Source organism: Eubacterium sp. 14-2, assembly GCF_000403845.2.
Classification (GTDB): domain Bacteria; phylum Bacillota; class Clostridia; order Lachnospirales; family Lachnospiraceae; genus Petralouisia.
In genome coordinates, this window is sequence record NZ_KE159568.1 from 1,210,405 (window position 1) to 1,227,462 (window position 17,058).

The 17,058-nt window shown below is 45.2% G+C and carries 17 protein-coding genes, 1 tRNA gene and 1 other RNA gene; 8 read left to right on the forward strand and 11 right to left on the reverse strand.

Translation table 11 applies throughout. From position 1 onward, the window contains the following. Positions 1-261 precede the first annotated feature (261 nt). The 7 genes from C805_RS22415 to C805_RS22440 all read right to left on the reverse strand — a co-directional run bounded on the left by C805_RS22415 (position 262) and on the right by C805_RS22440 (position 7,818). Entirely contained in the window at positions 262-1,002 is a 741-nt protein-coding gene (locus C805_RS22415) for a CvpA family protein (protein WP_016216321.1), read from the reverse strand. Positions 1,003-1,014: 12 nt separating this feature from the next. Then, positions 1,015-2,199 carry a DUF5711 family protein gene (locus C805_RS22420; protein WP_016216322.1) on the reverse strand — a complete coding sequence of 395 codons (1,185 nt, stop codon included), beginning with the start codon at positions 2,197-2,199 and terminating at the stop codon, positions 1,015-1,017. A gap of 111 nt (positions 2,200-2,310) precedes the next feature. Next, positions 2,311-4,062, reverse strand: a complete 1,752-nt coding sequence (locus C805_RS25520) for a LysM peptidoglycan-binding domain-containing protein (protein WP_016216323.1) — start codon at positions 4,060-4,062, stop codon at positions 2,311-2,313. 90 nt (positions 4,063-4,152) lie between these two features. Further along, positions 4,153-4,749 carry a recombination mediator RecR gene (recR, locus tag C805_RS22425; protein WP_016216324.1) on the reverse strand — a complete coding sequence of 199 codons (597 nt, stop codon included), beginning with the start codon at positions 4,747-4,749 and terminating at the stop codon, positions 4,153-4,155. Between the two features lie 20 nt (positions 4,750-4,769). Then, complete coding sequence (locus tag C805_RS22430; RefSeq protein WP_016216325.1) at positions 4,770-5,123, reverse strand: YbaB/EbfC family nucleoid-associated protein; 354 nt, start codon at positions 5,121-5,123, stop codon at positions 4,770-4,772. A gap of 23 nt (positions 5,124-5,146) precedes the next feature. After that, the gene (gene dnaX, locus C805_RS22435) at positions 5,147-6,742 is read right to left on the reverse strand and encodes a DNA polymerase III subunit gamma/tau (RefSeq protein WP_016216326.1); all 1,596 of its coding nucleotides are present in this window, start codon (positions 6,740-6,742) and stop codon (positions 5,147-5,149) included. Positions 6,743-6,744: 2 nt separating this feature from the next. Further along, on the reverse strand, positions 6,745-7,818 hold the full coding sequence (locus C805_RS22440) for a 6-phosphofructokinase (RefSeq protein ID WP_016216327.1): 1,074 nt from the start codon (positions 7,816-7,818) through the stop codon (positions 6,745-6,747). A gap of 246 nt (positions 7,819-8,064) precedes the next feature. On the opposite strand from C805_RS22440, the gene C805_RS22445 reads away from it, so the two are divergent. Next, positions 8,065-8,153, forward strand: a tRNA-Ser gene (locus C805_RS22445). A 658-nt stretch (positions 8,154-8,811) separates the two neighbouring features. On the opposite strand, the gene C805_RS22450 is transcribed toward C805_RS22445, so the two are convergent. Continuing rightward, positions 8,812-9,747, reverse strand: a complete 936-nt coding sequence (locus tag C805_RS22450; RefSeq protein WP_016216328.1) for a helix-turn-helix domain-containing protein — start codon at positions 9,745-9,747, stop codon at positions 8,812-8,814. Between the two features lie 256 nt (positions 9,748-10,003). On the opposite strand from C805_RS22450, the gene C805_RS22455 reads away from it, so the two are divergent. Then, the gene (locus C805_RS22455; RefSeq protein WP_016216329.1) at positions 10,004-10,648 is read left to right on the forward strand and encodes a DUF5105 domain-containing protein; all 645 of its coding nucleotides are present in this window, start codon (positions 10,004-10,006) and stop codon (positions 10,646-10,648) included. Between the two features lie 88 nt (positions 10,649-10,736). Next, positions 10,737-11,816 carry a DUF6128 domain-containing protein gene (locus tag C805_RS25525; RefSeq protein ID WP_016216330.1) on the forward strand — a complete coding sequence of 360 codons (1,080 nt, stop codon included), beginning with the start codon at positions 10,737-10,739 and terminating at the stop codon, positions 11,814-11,816. 6 nt (positions 11,817-11,822) lie between these two features. Here C805_RS25525 and C805_RS22460 read toward each other — a convergent pair whose 3' ends face one another. Beyond that, positions 11,823-12,398 (reverse strand): GNAT family N-acetyltransferase, encoded by a 576-nt coding sequence (locus C805_RS22460; protein WP_016216331.1) that lies wholly within the window; start codon positions 12,396-12,398, stop codon positions 11,823-11,825. 76 nt (positions 12,399-12,474) lie between these two features. Here C805_RS22460 and tadA point away from each other — a divergent pair, with 76 nt between their 5' ends. The 5 genes from tadA to C805_RS22480 all read left to right on the forward strand — a co-directional run bounded on the left by tadA (position 12,475) and on the right by C805_RS22480 (position 14,963). Beyond that, entirely contained in the window at positions 12,475-12,954 is a 480-nt protein-coding gene (tadA, locus tag C805_RS22465; protein WP_016216332.1) for a tRNA adenosine(34) deaminase TadA, read from the forward strand. 51 nt (positions 12,955-13,005) lie between these two features. Next, an RNA gene (ffs, locus tag C805_RS26055) (signal recognition particle sRNA large type) lies at positions 13,006-13,267 on the forward strand. A 28-nt stretch (positions 13,268-13,295) separates the two neighbouring features. Continuing rightward, on the forward strand, positions 13,296-13,769 hold the full coding sequence (locus C805_RS22470) for a hypothetical protein (RefSeq protein WP_016216333.1): 474 nt from the start codon (positions 13,296-13,298) through the stop codon (positions 13,767-13,769). Between the two features lie 156 nt (positions 13,770-13,925). Next, positions 13,926-14,324: a Fur family transcriptional regulator gene (locus tag C805_RS22475; protein ID WP_016216334.1), complete on the forward strand. Its 399-nt coding sequence runs from the start codon at positions 13,926-13,928 to the stop codon at positions 14,322-14,324. Between the two features lie 96 nt (positions 14,325-14,420). Further along, complete coding sequence (locus C805_RS22480) at positions 14,421-14,963, forward strand: NADH peroxidase (protein ID WP_016216335.1); 543 nt, start codon at positions 14,421-14,423, stop codon at positions 14,961-14,963. Between the two features lie 172 nt (positions 14,964-15,135). Here C805_RS22480 and C805_RS22485 read toward each other — a convergent pair whose 3' ends face one another. Further along, positions 15,136-16,467 (reverse strand): MATE family efflux transporter, encoded by a 1,332-nt coding sequence (locus tag C805_RS22485; RefSeq protein ID WP_016216336.1) that lies wholly within the window; start codon positions 16,465-16,467, stop codon positions 15,136-15,138. A gap of 396 nt (positions 16,468-16,863) precedes the next feature. Beyond that, positions 16,864-17,040 carry a carbamoyl-phosphate synthase domain-containing protein gene (locus C805_RS26060; protein WP_022751428.1) on the reverse strand — a complete coding sequence of 59 codons (177 nt, stop codon included), beginning with the start codon at positions 17,038-17,040 and terminating at the stop codon, positions 16,864-16,866. Between the last annotated feature and the right edge of the window lie 18 nt (positions 17,041-17,058).

Below are 17,058 nucleotides of genomic sequence, written 5' to 3' on the forward strand. Positions count from 1 at the left end.
TTTAAATCATCTGCCGAATACAACTCCAGAATCTGTGATTCCGGAACACGCATTTCCAATTTTCGTCATGGTAATCTCCCTCCTTATGGCCTCCGCGTCTTCACCGCTGATAAATTTGTCACTTACTACCAGGAGACCGGAAAATACAAATTTTTGTTCTTCATCGTTCTGAATCTGTTTTGCAAGACTGATAACACGATGAATCCACTGCTGCTTTCCTTCAATTCCTCTGTTATTATATAGAGCACCCAGGATATCCTGTCAGAATATCTGCTCAATCACGTTATTTTCATACAGCAGCTTCAGCAGGGGATTTTCCTGGATCTCTTTCATCATTCCGCTTCCCCAGTGACTGCCCTGGCACAGGGTAATCACAAAGAACAGAATCCACACAATTACCAGCCCTTCCAGCGCTCCCACAATAAGGCCGCCCACATGATTGATACTGTTGATTCCCGGCAATTTTGCAATAATATCAAGGAGATGAATCAAAACGCCCAACAGAATACTTATGATAAGAAAGGACAGGGTCCAGGACAGACGCAGCAGCACTGCATCTGCAATCGAATTTGCAGCCTCTTCAAAAAGTCCGCTGTCTTCCATCAGTGCTCTGGCCTGTTCTGCCAGATTTCCGGTAAAAAGCTCCTGTACTTCCGGGGGAAGTTCCATGCCGAACAGCTGCAGCTTTTCCGGTTCTGCTTCCTGACTCTGCTCTGGTGTTTCCTGCTGTCCGGGCAGTTCCTCCTGCTCCGGCAGTTTTTCTTCCATATTTTTCTCGATTACAGACTGCACTGCCTCCGCACATTTTTCCTGGATGGTATCGTACAGCGGCGTCTGTGTCCGAAGGAATTCCGCTGTATACGGGGCGGCCAGAGATGCCAGAACAACGGTCAGAACAATGGCAAACAGAGAAAAAACCATCCGCACCATTCCTCTGATATAGCCGTGAAGGGTAAAACACCCCAGAACAATCAGCACAATTATCAGTAATATGTTGTCCATTTTCCTGTACTCCTATTTCAGTCTGATCCTTTGTGTTTCTCCATCTGTCAGGAAAATATAATCTCTGACTTTGTTGGCAGACATTACCTTCCAGATATTTTTCTCAAAATTCTCATGATATTTGCGAATGCCCCGCAGGGTATATATGGCGCATTCCAGATCATTTCGGATGCAGATTTCATCATTTTCCAGAAAACCGATTTCCTGATATTCCATTCGGAAATCCTGGGAAAGAACTTCTGCCCCCCGCAGGTCGTAAATATTCATATGATAAGAAGATTCTTTATTCTCATTATCAAATACAAAGCCCATATAGGCGTCATTATAAAAAATGCTGCGGATTTCTCTTTTCAGTTCCAGTTCCTTTCTGACTTTCGGCTTATTGGAAGCGTCAAAAATCACTGTTTTTCCATTTCCAAATCCCACCATAACATCGTTTGTGAGAAATTCCACTTTGGGAACCACCATCTCGGAATAGGAATACTGGCCCACAATATTATCAATTTCATTCTGTCCCATGGAATCAAAATAGAAAAAGGTAATGGTGGTTTTTACAGTTCCTTCGTTTACGTCCAGCAATGACACCGCCAGCTTTTTTCCGTCATTGGATATGGCCAGGTCCAGGGGATAACCGCTGTTTTCCGTGTGTACTTCCCCGCCTGCCAGGTATTCTCCTGATTTGTCATAAACCTGTATGTACCCGGTGCCTTCCTGTTCCATCAGCACCGCCACCGTACCCTGGCTAGCCACCTGCACCCGCTGAATGGGCATGGCAGTTTTGATTTCTCCGCAGGGCCCCGACCTGTCCATAATATAAATCCGGTCGCCTTTTTTATCTGCGATTACCACATAGTTTTCACAGGAATCCGTCATGGGTGACTGCATTTCATAAGTCTGGTTCCAGATCGTTTTATTATCTGTGTCCACCAAAGATGCACCGTCCTTATTGTACTTCAGAATGTTCCCATTGAACACGTCAAACTGTGTTCCTGAAGAATCCTCCCTTTTTACGGTTTTCAGCACTTCGTAGCCGGTATAGGTCCTGGTCTGCAAATATATATACAGTCCGGCGCTTCCGGCCAGAAGAAGAATCGTTACAAACGTGATGATACCCAGAATTCTTCTCCGGTGCCTGTGGATTTTCTCATTCATTTCCTTTACATCCGATTTTACAATCCGGTATGCTTTATCTGCCAAAACTACACCTCCAGGTATGAAATCCGTCAACTGTGCATGGAAAGTCTGCTCTTATCATAACACACTCTTATGGTTCCTGCACATTTTTTCATAAATATCATGTTCAGAATCTCATGGAAGCAGCAGTTTCTGTCCTGCGTAAATTTTATCTCCATTTTCAATCCCGTTTACTTCACAGACTTTTCCCATCATGTCTTTGGTATGGTAAATACTGATACAGATGGAAGCAAGGGTATCTCCCGGCTGCACGGTATAATATCTGGGTTCCGCCGGCTGTCCGCCGGAGGTTTCCTGAGCAGTATTATCCTCTGCCGGAGATTCCGTGGAAGCATCTGTCCCTGTTCCCTCCGGACTGTCTGGGGCCTGTCCGGAGGGTTCCCCGGAGGTTTCCTGACCTGTCTGTCCTTCACCGGTTTCCGGCTGTGCAGGTTCCTGCCCGGCTGCTTCCCCTTCTGTGGGCCGGGGCTCCTGTCCGGCTGCCTCTCCGCTGCCGGCTCCCTGGTCTTCCTGCCCGTTTTCCTGGGCAGAGGCCTCTTCCTCCAGGGGAGATACCTGAGAAGACACACTTTCCACCAGCGGCCCGTTCTCATTTCCGGAACGTTTTCCCTCTGATTCCACATGATTCATAACATCCAGAACATCCTCTACTTCCTGCATTTTCCGGTAATTGTTTATGGTGGTAATACCAAGAACACAAACAACCACCAGGAAAAAAGAGGAAGCTGTATAGAGGAAATTGCGATTCTGTCTGGCCAGCTGTTTTCCCTGACGTTCCAGTATCATATTCCGATAGGATTCCAACGCTTCCTCAGCATGGGTTCTGGGTTCTTCCAGATTGTTTCTGGCGAATATTTTTTCCGGATTTCCAGGCTCCGGCCCGGATTCCCGCTCCAGTTCCCGGTAAAGTTCCCGAAATTCTTCACTCTGGACTTCTCTCTGTTTCTGCACGAAATCCGTTTCTGATGATTTCTGTTTCTGCACGGAATCCGTTTCTGATGATTTCTGTTTCTGTACGGAATCCGCTTCTGATGATTTCTGTTTCTCTATGGAATCTGTTTCTGATAATTTCTGTTTCTGTACGGAATCTGTCTCTGATGATTTCTGTTCCTGTACCGCTTCTTCTCCGGGCTGCTTTGAAACGGACATCTTCTCCAAAGACCGGGCTTTTTTCCCTTTGGCTTCTTCCTGTCCTTCGTTTCCGGCTTTTAATTCCCGGTGCAGCCGGGCAAACTCCGTGCCCTTTTCTGCCTCTGCCAGTTCCGTCAGTTCCTCCAGGCGCTGTTCTTCTTCTTTTTTGCTGATCATGTATTCCTGCATGGAAATATTTTTCTCATAATAGATATAATAACCTTCCCGTTTCTGCAGGTAGCCCTGGTCATAGATGAAGAATACCTCCTCGTCTTCCAGAACGTCCATCAGCATCAGCACCTTGTCCCTGCCTGAAAAATATTTCCGGTGGGCGGCTTCTGCCACAGGCGGAAGCTCCATGGCCTGTCCCGCTTTTCCCAGAAACCAGCCCACAATCTCTTTTTCAGGAAAATGCTGCTCCTTTTCCCGTTCCATATGTTCCCGGAAACTGTCGTCCAGACAGATATTATCCCATTGGAATACGCCGTTTCCGCACTCCAGTGCCCCGCTGATAAATGTGTAGCGGATATCCTTGAACACCTGACTGTTTCCCAGAAATACAGCGGCGCAGGTTTCTTTTTTCCCTGCTATGGTTTTCAGATATGTATATACATAATCTTCCAGGTATATCTTATGTCTTCCCCCAGGGCTGCCCATCTGACGGATGTTTTTGGGAAGGCTTATTTTCTTCTCTTTTTCTTCCGGTAAACCCTCTCTGCAAACAATTTCTATCATGTCTTCACCTCTTTTTCCACATGGTAGCATATTCTGTTTGCAGTTTTTGGAAATCTCTGTCACACCCCAGAAAAACATTTCGACGTTCTTCTACAATTCTGTTCTTCCTTCCAGGGCCCGCAGCAACGTCATCTCGTCTATATATTCCAGGTCTCCTCCCACAGGCACGCCGCTGGCAATTCTGGATACTCTGATTCCAGTGGGTTTAATCAGTTTGCTGATATACATGGCTGTGGTTTCTCCTTCCAGACTGGAGTTGGTGGCTATGATTACTTCATCCACATCTGCCTGCAGCCGGTGCATCAGCTCTTTCAATTTGATATCTCCGGGGCCTATGCCCAGCATGGGGGAAATGGCTCCATGGAGCACATGATACACCCCTTCGTATTTGTTGGTTTTTTCATAAGCCGCCAGATCCCTGGTGTCTTCCACCACCATAATGGTCTTATGGTCCCGGTTTTTGTTTTTACAGATGGGACAGAGCTGGTCGTCGGTAAGGGTGTAGCATTCTTTACAGTATTTTACATTTCTTCTGGCTTCTGTTATGGCAGAAGCCAGTTTCTCCACATGCTCCAGCGGCATATGCAAAATATGAAAAGCAAGCCGCTGTGCCGACTTGCTTCCAATTCCGGGCAGAGAAGATAACTCCTCAATCAGTTTACTTATCTGGCTGCTGTAATAATCCATTTTTTCCTCCCTGCATAAAATTAAAATGGAAATCCGCCGCCCATTCCGCCGAGTCCACCCGTGATTTTCGACATGGACTGCTGGGACGCCTCTTCAATCTGGCGGAGGGCCTCATTGGTAGCCGCCATAATCAGGTCTTCCAGCATTTCGATGTCGTCCGGGTCCACTACTTCTTCCGTAAGTTTCACCTTTGTTACTTCCCGTTTACCGGAAATGGTCACTTCCACAGCTCCGCCTCCTGCGGCTGCTGTAATCTCTTTTTCCTCCAGCGCTTTGGTGGCCTCTTCCATCTGCTTCTGCATTTTCTGGGCCTGCTTCATCAGATTATTCATGTTACCGGGCATTCCTCCCGGAAATCCTCCGCGTTTCGCCATTGTATATCCTCCTAATCTCTGTTTCAGTCTTCTATGACTATTTCCATATTTATGAGTTTTCCAAGATCCACGTAAGTATCTTCTGCCGGACGTCCGGTTTCATGGAGCTGGATTTTTACTTCCACTTCTTTTCCCGTTCTTTCCGATATTACCTGCTTCAGTTCCTGCATATGAGTTTCCGTGCCCACAAATGCCTCTGCCACCTCGTCTTCTAACACAATCAGAAGCTGATTTTCCCCCGAAAGGCTTAAATGAGCGGTTTTCAGATAATTCTTCAGTCCGCCGGACAAACCTTCAATGATAGAACGCCAGTTCTGCACCACTTTCTGAATATCTTCCGGTACTGCTTTTGGCATACGGGGCGCCGGCTCATTCTCTGCAGTTTCTTCTGACCGGACAGCTGCAGGTTCTCCCTGATTCTTTCCGCTGCTTCCTTGGGAAATTTTTCCACGGGAAACAGGTATGCCCTGTTCCATCTGTTTTTCCAGACTGGAAATTCTCTGAACCAGAGACTCATAATCCCGTTCCATCTGGGGCCTGCACAGTTTAATCAGGGCAATTTCCAGAAGGATTCTTTTCTGGGTGCCATAGCGGAGCTGGCCGGACAGCTCTGAAAAAATACGGATATAGCGTATCAGCTGCTCCGGTTCTGCCATCGCTGATTCTTCTTTTAAAAGCTGCAGGTTTTCACTGGAAATATCCAGCACGTCTTCCATATTATCAGAACTCTGCAATAAAAGCAAATTTCTGAGATACCATGTGAAATCTGTCACAAACTGTCCTGGCTCCCGGCCCTGTGCCACCAGTTCTTCCAACAGGATAATGACGCCGGCCACATCCTGTCTGAGAATCTTCTGCAGCATGTCGGAAAACACCTCTGTGTCCACAGCCCCCAGCACTTCCAGCACCTTTTCAAAGGTGAGACGTTCTCCCAGATAAAAGGCGATACACTGATCCAGCAGGCTTAAGGCATCCCGCATGGAGCCGTCTGCCGCTTTTGCAATGTAGCGGATGGCTTTGGGTTCCACTTCCACCTGTTCTTTTTCCATGAGTTCTTCCAGCCGTGCGGCTATGGCGTCAATGGTAATTCTCCGGAAATCATACCGCTGGCAGCGGGAAAGGATGGTCACAGGTATTTTATGGGCTTCTGTGGTGGCCAGAATAAAAATCACATAGGAGGGAGGTTCTTCCAGCGTTTTCAGCAGTGCATTGAATGCCCCTGTGGAAAGCATATGAACCTCATCAATAATATAGACTTTATATCTGCCTTCCGTGGGAGAATAAGCCACTTCCTCGCGGATTTCCCTGATGTTATCCACACCGTTGTTGGATGCGGCGTCAATCTCTATCACATTCATGGAACTGCCTGCGCCAATGGCCCTGCAGGAGGGGCACTGGCCGCAGGGGCTTCCTTCCCGCGGATGATCGCAGTTGACTGCCCTGGCAAATATTTTGGCTATGGTAGTCTTCCCGGTTCCTCTGGTTCCGCAGAACAGATAGGCATGTCCCACCCGTTCTGCCCGGATCTGATTTTTCAGGGTTGTTACAATATGTTCCTGTCCCCGGACATCTTCAAATTCCTGAGGACGGAATTTCCGGTATAAGGCCGTATATGACATATTTAATCACCAAAGCTGATGCCGATTAATTTTGCTTCTTTTATAATTTTGGAATCAGGCTCTACTGTTTTTAATTTTCCGGCCACTTCTTCCAGGGGAACTTTCTTCGTATTTCCGTTCACCATGGCTACCATATAGCCATACTCCCCTTTCAGGATTAAGCTGGCAGCTGCCGCGCCCAGTCTGGTACAGAGTACACGGTCATAAGGGCAGGGGCTTCCGCCTCTCTGGGTATGTCCCGGAACGGTCACACGCACTTCGCTTCCGATTTTTTCTTCGATTCTGGCTGCCACTTCGTAAGAAACGGAAGGATATTTTCTGCTCTTTTTCTTTTCTTTCAGCTCTTTTTTGGAAAGGGCCGCGTCTTCTTTGGAAATGGCTCCTTCGGCCACTGCCAGTATGGTAAAGCCTTTTCCCGCTTTATTTCTTCCTGCGATGGCAGAAACTACTTTATCAATATCATAGGGGATTTCCGGAAGCAGGATTATGTCTGCGCCTCCGGCAATTCCTGCGTACAGTGTGAGCCAGCCCACTTTATGGCCCATTACTTCCACAATAAACACACGGTTATGGGAAGCGGCTGTGGTATGGATACAGTCAATGGCTTCCGTTGCAATATTGATGGCGCTCTGGAAACCGAAGGTTACGTCTGTACCGTAAATATCATTGTCAATGGTTTTGGGAAGATGAATCACATTCAATCCTTCTTCTCTGAGAAGATTTGCTGTTTTCTGGGTTCCGTTTCCTCCCAGAATCACCAGGCAGTCCAGACGCAGCTTGTAATAAGTCTGTTTCATGGCTTCCACCTTGTCCAGGCCCTTTTCATCGGGTACCCGCATCATTTTAAATGGCTGTCTGGAAGTTCCCAGAATCGTACCGCCTTTTGTAAGAATTCCTGAAAAATCCGAGCCGGTAAGCAGACGGTAATTTCCATAAATCAGGCCCTTGTACCCTTCGTAAAAACCGTATACTTCCAGATCTTCCACATTTTTGCTCAGTCCTTTTACCACTCCGCGCATTGCCGCATTTAATGCCTGGCAGTCGCCGCCGCTTGTCAGCATTCCAATTCTTTTCATAATCTTCACATCCTTTACCATATTTCATTTCCAGTAATTCATTCATTTTCCATCATTATGGCAGGAAAGGTATTTCCTGCCTGACGGAAATATTATAGCTCATTATTTTGTCCACCACAAGATTTTTCTTCTGTTTCCATTTGCATTTCTGAAAATTTCTGGTATAATATCTGGAGATGTTACGGTGTCCTGGCAGTTGTTGGCTTCCGTCATAAATTACAGGGCCGTCATCTTATTTACCATTCTGGAGGAGTACCCAAGCGGCTGAAGGGTCTGGCTTCGAACACCAGCAGGTCGGTAGTCCCGGCGCGGGGGTTCAAATCCCCCCTCCTCCGTTACAAAAGCGCTGAGTTTTCAGCGCTTTTTTTATCTTACAGGAAAGACCTTGTCACGCTAACGCGTGAAAGTATCTTTCCTGTAAGATAAAATAATATGCGCAGGGCCTGCCCACTTTGTTCTTTCTGCATCAGATTCATGAAAAATCCTGTCATACTCACCATTTTATAAAAGAACAGAAAAAAATCTCTGCAGCCGGCGGAACCCTGTACCCTTCTGGTACTTTTCCTTTCCAGTCACAAAGATTTCTTTCGGAGCTAAAGTTTTATTGAGATCTTTTCCCCTTTTCACACCCCTTGTGATTATTCTACAGGCGTTTCACCGGAATCACCATACACTTTGAGGAAAATTTCAGGTTTCTGTCGGAAATTTATAGATTTTTCCGAAATTTTCCTTTTATTATCTCCGAAAAAATAGGAAATATTTCCTAATTTTTCCTCAAAGTTCATGGCTGCCCGTGGGTTATCGTGTTATACTTCCCACATCATATCAGTGTTTACATCAGGTAAACACATGGCTGTAAACATTCACAAAGGAGGTTTTTTTATGAAAAAAACAATCATAAGCACCTGTTTATCTTTTTGTCTTTTGTCTGCGCTTTTTCCATCGCTGACCTCTTTCAAATCAGGTCCGAAGCTGCCTGGAATCAGTACCCTGTCATATTTCGACGATCTCATGGAGTATTATTGATTCCATCTGCCAGTTTTCTTTCAGAAAATTCTGCAGCTTTTCACACTGTGTCCTGTCTCCCAGGGCATAAAAAGCACAGAAGCCTTTTATAAATGACTCTTTTGCCTGTTCTCTTTCCTGCAGTTCCAGCAGGGCGAGCCCTCTGTTAATGAGGAATTTGGGGAACAGGCAAAAACGGTTATTTTCTTTCTCCATGGCAATTCCCTGATTACAGAGTTCCACCACATGAGAATATTTCTTTTCATCCAGCAGCAGATTGGAAAGATTAAACAGAATCATTGGATATTTCTGTGCCTTTTCTCTCCGGTCTATGATATGCGTATCCATATACTGTTTCAGCCCGAACAGTATTTCTATGGCTTTGTCCCGCCTGCCCAGTTTCCGGTATGCTCTTGCAATATTGATAAGAATTACCATTTCATTATAGGTCAGCAGCCCTTTCAGCGCAGTTTCCACTTCAATTCCATTGGGTTTTGTCATGCGCAGAGTTTCCTCCAGTTCTTCAATAATCCCTGCCCAGTCTTCATTTTTCCGCTGTTTCAATATAATTCTGGTAAAACGGCAATACTGGGAATTCAGAATATCTCCCTTTGCTATGGTGCGCTCAAATCTGTCAGTCAGCTCTTCCAGTCCCTCATAGTCATAATTGGTAATTTTACGGACAATCCGGCTGCATATTTCCACCTGCTGCATTTCCTCTCTGCTGGAATACTGCAGAAACGTCTCTCCGCAGCCCAAACGCTGTGTCAGTGCTTCCACGGTTTTCCGATTTGGCAGCCGCGTCCCGTTTTCAATCTTGGACAGATTTCCCACAGAACAGATTCCAAAACATAATTCTTCCTGCGAATATCCACGTTCCACCCTCATATCGTGGATATAATTTCCGATTTCATATACCGCCATTCCTTATTATTCCCCTGCCTTTCCTGTCTCTCCTCCACGTCTGTCATTATAGAACAATTGCTTTTCTTTGTCCACGAAATCCGCGATTCTCTAATTACAGCCCGGACTGAGTCACTTTTTCATTTCAGGCAGGCCGGATTCTTCCCGCCCTGAATTCTGTTTTTCTTGCCTTTTATTTTATTTCCATTTATAATAATAGTGAAAATCAGGTAACTAATCAGAATGTTTTCCATTTTTATGCAGGAAAGGATTTCCCATGAAAAAATATTTTTCCATTTTGTTTTTTGCCATGTGTTTATGCGCCACTTTCCTGAGCGGCTGCGGAGAACCGAAAAAAAATGCCGCTGACTCTGTCAGGGCAATTTATGATCTGTATATTCTGGGGGATACCCAGGGAATCACCTCTCTGGGAATGACGGAGGAAGATATTAATACTGCCCGCCAGACTTATGACGATTCTCTGAAAGAAACGCTCCGGGCCAATTTTTCTGCCAGCGGGCAGGAAATAGAAGAAGCGGTACTGGATGAACTGTGCAATGCCCGCAAAACCGCCCTGGCCAAAATGAAGGCTTCTGCTGAAATTATTTCCGAAGCGGACGGAAAGGCAACCGTTGTAATTCACACCACTTATTTTGATGAATCCAGCCTGGATGCGGACGCTTTTTTCAGCGCCAAGGAAGACGCCCGGCATAAAAGTTTTGCTTCCACAGAAGAACAGAACAAATTTCTGATGGACACCTATACGCAGAATTTAATCACAGCTTACCATGAAGTGACGCCCTCAGAAAAAACCACTGATATTTCTGTGGACTGTGTTATCCAGAACAACACCTGGGTTCCTGCCAATATGTCCTCTTTCGGTTCCGACCTGGCGCTGGCCATTACCGGACAGACAGAATAGCAGGGTATCGTCCAGGCGCCTGCATATTTTCATGCATAAATTTCATACGATGGGAATAAGATGTAAAAAGTTTTTCGGGAGTAGAAAAATGTCTGAATTCCATCGAATGATTACATATCTTTATTTATATGAGCGTGGAATCAAACGCCACAACGTAGGATTTGCCAAAATAGAAAAAAGAGACAGCCAATGTCTTGTGGAAATACATATGAAAAACACCGGTCACAGCCTTTCTCCGATTCCGGTGTATTTCTATGCCGAAAATCAGCAGAAATTTCCCGGTATTCTGTTGGGAACCATGGGGCTTTCACGGGGAAACGGAGATTTTAAAACCATCTTAAAGGGGGAACCTCTGTCTGACAGCGGCTATCGGCTGGATGATATCAGCGGAATTTTCATTCCCCTGGATTCGGAAATTATGTTTGTGAGCCAGTGGAACGACCGGGAATTCGTCAGGGAACAGTTCCTGGAACCACGGAAAAAATCAGAACCGAAGCCACAAAATAAATCTCCGGAGCCGGCTCGCCCTGCGGAACCTGCCCCGGCAGAGGAACCGGCGGTGCAGGCAGCTTCCACCGGCAGTATTCCACCTGAGGCTGCCCCGGAGGATCACCTGTCCCCCTTTCCCCTGTCCAGCTCCGACACCGGCGCTTCTCCTGCTCCTTCTTCTGTTCCTGATGCAGATCTCAGGGCCGCAGAAGCCGCACCAAAGTTAATCGAAATCTCCAGACCAGAACGTTCTTTCCAGCCTCAGCCCCATACTCCTGCAGGAGCAGACCCGAAACCGGAGCCTCTGCCGGAAAACTGGAGCCTGAAATGGGATTTTATTCTCGAAAATTATCCGGTGATGACGCCTTTTGCCGGTGATGAATCTACGCTCTGTGTCCGTCTGGAATTAAAGGATCTGCGGCTTTTGCCGCGTCAATACTGGTATCTGGGGAATAACAGTTTCCTGCTCCACGGATTTTTCAACTACCGCTATCTGATTCTGGGCATGACTGAAAAAAAAGGGAAAAAACGCTGGTTTATCGGTATTCCAGGCATATACCAGAATCCGGAGCGCGTTATGGCAACCCTTTTCGGGTTCCCGGAATTCCGCAACGAGAAGTCTGTTCCAGTAAACACCGGGGAATTCGGTTACTGGTATCGTTATCTGAACGAAGGATAATTTATTTCACAGCCCGCTGTCCTGACGGGAAGTATCCGGACCGGAAAGCAGAGCGTACAGTTCATGGTCTCTCCAGACCCCATGGAGCCTGACGCTCTGCTTTTTTACTCCTTCCAGCTCAAATCCCAGACCCCGCAGCAGTTTTCCGGAAGCTGTGTTCTCCGGAAGCACGCTGGCTTCTATCCGATGCAGTTTTAATTCCTCAAACATCACGCGGATTCCTCTGGAAATGCTTTCTTTTGCATATCCTCTGCCCCAGCAGCGGTGATCAAATTTATATCCCAGTTCACAGGACTGATAATAGCCCCGGTTAATATGCTGAAAAGAAACGGTGCCCATGACCTTCTCTGTCATTCCCTTCTCAAACACCCAGAACCGGATGGCTTTCTGTTTTACCGCCATATTGTACTCGCACTGGAGGAGCTTTTTCTGAAAATTTTCCGTATAAAACTGCAGGGGCCTGTCCGTCTCATACTCCTCGAATATTTCCTGATTGTCCAGATGGAATTTCAGTACCTGGGGAGCGGCTGTATCCGGCAGTATTTTTAATTCCAGACGTTTGGTCTGATACATCAGATTCATTTGTATGTTCTCCTGATTTCCTGTATAATAATATTATTATCTTACCACAATTATTGAGAAAAAAACAGGAGCGCCTATGAACCAGGAAGAAAAATTTATGAAGGCCGCCATCCGGGAAGCCAGAAAGGCAGAAAAAATTCAGGAGGTCCCCATTGGCTGCGTCATTGTATATGAAAATAAAATCATTGCCAGAGGTTACAACCGGCGGAATACGGACAAAAACACCCTGGCCCATGCAGAGCTTTCCGCCATAAAAAAGGCCAGTAAAAAGCTGGGAGACTGGCGGCTGGAGGGCTGCACCATGTATGTGACTCTGGAACCCTGCCAGATGTGTGCAGGAGCCATTGTCCAGTCCAGAATGGACCGGGTGGTCATGGGCAGCATGAATCCCAAGGCAGGCTGTGCCGGCTCCGTGCTGAATCTGCTGCAGATATCTGCCTTCAATCATCAGGTGGAGCTGGTACGGGGTATACTGGAAGAAGAATGTTCCACCATGCTCAGTGAATTTTTCCGAAAACTGCGGGAAACGAAGCGTCTGGAGAAACAAATGGAATAAACCCTTCCGGAACAGTTGACATTTTCCTTTAAAAAGGATATACTTAAGACTCCGAGCAGCTGGGGCGGTAGCGGTGCCCTGTACCAACAATCCGCTATAGTTGGAGTGATGTTCTGCCCCGGGTTTTTGCCTGTGGGGCTGCCTTTTATAAGTGGTGATGACGTCTGGGTCTTACGCAATGGAACTCTGTGAACCGTGTCAGGTTGGGAACAAAGCAGCACTAAGCAGAATCTTTCATGTGCCGTAAGGGCGCCTGGGCCGAGCTAACTGTAAAAGTAACGCCCATGGTCAGGATTCAAAGCAGAACGCTCGGATTTAAATTTCAAAAAAGGAGAATTTCTTTGAATAATTTACTGCGCAAAATCAGAAATATCCTCTATGAATCCTGTAATTTCCTGGAGCTTTTGATGGCCCTTGTGGTTCTGGCCGCCATTCTGATTGCATGCAGCTCTCTGGGCGGTTCTTTTCTGGATTACTGGAATGACAGGAGTTCTAATACTGCTTTCCTGATTTTTGTGGGACATGTGTTCAATATACTGATTGGCATTGAGTTTCTGAAAATGCTCTGTCAGCCCAGTGAAGATACGGTGCTGGAGGTTCTGATATTTCTTGTGGCCCGTCATATGATTCTGGATCATACCACGGTGGTGGAAAATCTCATTACCATTCTGAGTATCGGAATTCTGTTTGCCATCAAAAAATATATCAACCTGCCTGCCCGTAAAGGAAGTTATGGTATATTTTCCGGCAACTCCGGTTCGGAACAATCTGACAGCGGTTCTGGGTCATCTTCTGAAAACAGTAAGGACTGCTGATCCCTCTGTGACTGCATAACAGCGCAACAAAAGTCATCATTATCTGAAATATGGAAATATTTTACTTTGCCCCGGCACTTGACATTTTTGCGCCGGGGTATTATATTAGACAGGAATCAATAATAATTATCATTATTACAGGAGGTAGGAACATTGATGAAATACAGCCGCCAACGGGAAAGCATCCGGGAATTCCTTGCTGACTGTTGTGAGCATCCTACTGCCGAAACGGTTTACATGAATGTGAAAAAAGAATTTCCCAATATCAGTCTTGGAACCGTATACCGTAATTTATCTCTTTTGACAGAGCTGGGGGAGATCAGAAAAATTTCGACCGGTATAGGCCCTGACCGTTTCGACGGAAATACATCTCCCCATTATCATGTTCTCTGCACCGGATGCGGCAGTGTGATGGATTTAAAAATGGAAAATATCGACCATATCAACATCATTGCCGGCAATGAATTTGAGGGCAGAATTCACGGGCATATCACTTATTTTCTGGGTACCTGCAGAGATTGTATGGAAAAAGAAAAAAATAAAAATATCTCTTGACAGGAATCTTAAGATATGCTATTTTAATTTCAGTAATAATTACTGTTTTTAATTTTTACTCATATAAAACAAAGGAACAGAAAGGAAGAAATCATTATGAAAAAATTTGTATGTAATGTATGCGGTTATGTTTATGAAGGAGATGCAGCACCGGAGAAATGTCCTCAGTGTAACGCTCCTGCTTCCAAATTTACAGAGCAGTCCGGAGAAATGTCATGGGCTTCCGAGCATGTAATCGGTGTTGCTCAGGGTGTTTCCGAAGATATTATCGAAGATTTAAGAGCAAACTTCAACGGAGAATGTACGGAAGTTGGTATGTATCTGGCAATGGCAAGAGTTGCCCACAGAGAAGGTTATCCGGAAATCGGCCTGTACTGGGAAAAAGCTGCTTATGAAGAAGCAGAACATGCTGCTAAATTTGCAGAACTTCTTGGTGAAGTAGTAACTGACAGCACCAAAAAGAATCTGGAAATGAGAATTGAAGCTGAAAACGGTGCTACTGCCGGAAAAACTGACCTGGCAAAACGTGCAAAAGCTGCAAACCTTGACGCTATTCATGACACCGTTCATGAGATGGCTCGTGACGAAGCAAGACATGGAAAAGCATTTGCAGGCCTGTTAAAGAGATACTTCGGCTAAGAGGAAATGCTGTAAAATCAACATTTTTGAGAATTCAGGGGTATGTTGGAGCAATCTGACATACCCTTATTTTTGTGCAGATGGTTGTGTCTGAAAGTGGGTTTGAATTTTTACTTTTCATTACATTGTCCCCTGATATGTATAATGAATCGCTGAATTCCACATATTTCGCTTATACCTTTTTTGATAACGTTTTTGTATATTTACTCATCATAAATACAGCATAAACGGCAACTATTAATTCTGTAACCGGCATTGCAAACCATAAGGAATTTGCCCCTGCCACAATCGGTAACAGCATAATTAAAATTCCACTGACAATGAGGCCTCTGAAAACAGATACACAAAAAGCGGCTCCTGGCTTCATCAGTACCTGAAAATAATAAGTGGAGAAAATATTCAGCGGCAGCAATATAAAAGAAATACTGTAACAACGGATTATTGCGGGTGCAATATCCAAAATTGTTTTTGTTGGCTTCATAAAAATGTAAATATACAAATCAGGGTAAATCAAACTGAGGGCAGTCCAAAATATACTGAACGCTCCAACAGTATATAGGGCATACCGCAAAGTTTCTTTAATACGCTCCCATTTCTTTGCGCCGAAATTAATAGAAATAATTGGCTGTGCAGCCTGCCCCACACTATAAGCGCAGCACTGAACAATCGTGCTTACATTGATAACAGGGCCATAAACAGCAAGTGCGTTACTGCCCAAATATTTCATAATCTGACGGTTGAAAAGCACTGTCAAAATCCCCATTGCAATATCAATAAAAAATGTCGGGAAGCCAGTAACCGATATTTCCCGCAATTTTCCCGCAATCCCAGTCGGTTTTCGGAGAACCAGCGTATTTTTCCCAGACCAGAAATGGGAAAGCATAACCACAAACGAAATCCCGGAGCCAACTGCCGTTGCAAGTCCCGCACCAAAAATCCCCATGTCAAAAGTAAATACAAAAATGTAATCGCCAATAACATTGAACAATCCCCCGGCTAATACGCCGGCAGTTGCAAGTCCGGGGTGATTGTCATTTCGCAGAAACGCTGCCAGCATTTGATTGAACAGGAACAGCGGAATGGCTGCTTTTACTGGCGTTAAATAAGATTCAGCCAATGAAAGCAGGCTGCTGTCCGCACCAAAAAACAATAAGATTGGCTTGTCAAAAAATATAATTGCCGCCCATGACACGAAAGCAAGAATGACAGAGCCTGTAATTGCAACAGTAAAATACTCATTTTCGTTTCCGCTTTTCTGTGTTTCCTTTCCTCTGACTGTACTAAAAATTACAGAGCCGCCAATTCCCATGAGCAGCCCCAGACTGTAAATAATATTCCATACAGGAGCAACAACAGCTAATGCCGCCGTTCCGTCCGGGCCCTGATATTGTCCGACCATTGCCATATCCATAAGTGAATATACCGAAGTAATCATTGCACTTCCAAAAGCAGCAGACAAATACTTGAAATAGATTGGTTTGATGTTTCCATTTAGCAAATTCATTGCCTTTTCCTCCTTTTTTGCAAATACTTTCACACGTTAGCGTGACAAGGTCTTTCCTATAAGATAAAAAACCGGATAAGAAAAACGAACAGGAACGGTTTTCTTATCCGGCACTCTCATACGCAAGAGTAACCCTCCGACAAACCGTATGCCCGCTATCTTATCCGGTCTTATACTTACGCTTATAAGTCCTCCGATAACTATTGTATAAGCTAACAGAAATGATTAGGTTTGTCAAGTCTTATACAAATATTCATAAAAGCAGAAGAGGAAATGTAAAGGAGACATGTAGCTTCAATCTTACTCGCCTCATGGCTTTCATTACGGGTATTGATGACATAACTGACATATCCGGCGCGTATTGCATTCAGGATTTCAACGCTGCCTTCCGATGGTTTACCCAGTATGCCACAATCTGCATGGTTCTTCCGCCAAATAAATAAGGATTTCCTGATATCCTACCGGAGAGGTATTGAATACAATTTCCGTAATTTTTTCAAGCCTAGAACCAAAACCATATCCACAGTATTCGCTGCCATCGGACAAAATAAGTATTCTGTCATATGTTTTCATCGTATATGCATTTCTTTA